At 66.2% G+C, this 521-nt stretch carries 1 protein-coding gene; it reads left to right on the top strand.

Annotated elements, in window-relative coordinates; all coding sequences use genetic code 11:
* The coding region (tssI, locus tag ABI582_RS28670) for a type VI secretion system tip protein TssI/VgrG (protein WP_442120990.1) at positions 1-521 on the top strand (521 nt) is incomplete at both ends.

Below are 521 nucleotides of genomic sequence, written 5' to 3'. Positions count from 1 at the left end.
GAGCACCCGCGCCAAGACCTGAACATGCATTGGCGGGTAACCCGCGTGCACCACGAAGGCACCCAGTTCACCAGCCTTCAGGAAGAGGCTGCGGGTGCCCAGCAAGGCACTCGCTACACGCAGGCAGCCGTGCTGGTGCCCGGCAGAGCCGAATGGCGCCCGGCGCCGCTACCCAAGCCGCGCATCGACGGCCCGCAGATGGCGACGGTGGTGGGGCCCAAGGGCGAGGAGATCTACTGCGACCAATGGGGCCGGGTGAAGGTCAGCTTCCCCTGGGACCGGGAAAGCCAGGACAACGAGTTCAGCTCCTGCTGGGTACGCGTGTCGCAAGGCTGGGCCGGCGGCAGCTGGGGTTCGATGGCCATTCCGCGCATAGGCCAGGACGTGATCATCCAGTACGTCGACGCCGATCCGGACCAGCCGATGATCACCGGGCGCACCTACTGTGGCAATCAGCTGCCGCCGTATGACCTGCCCAAGCACAAGACGCGCATGACCATCAAGAGCCAGACCCACAAGGG

This window comes from Pseudomonas sp. SAS7 (genome assembly GCF_052112345.1).
Lineage (GTDB): Bacteria > Pseudomonadota > Gammaproteobacteria > Pseudomonadales > Pseudomonadaceae > Aquipseudomonas > Aquipseudomonas putida_Q.
This window is presented reverse-complemented; position numbering and strand designations above follow the sequence as displayed.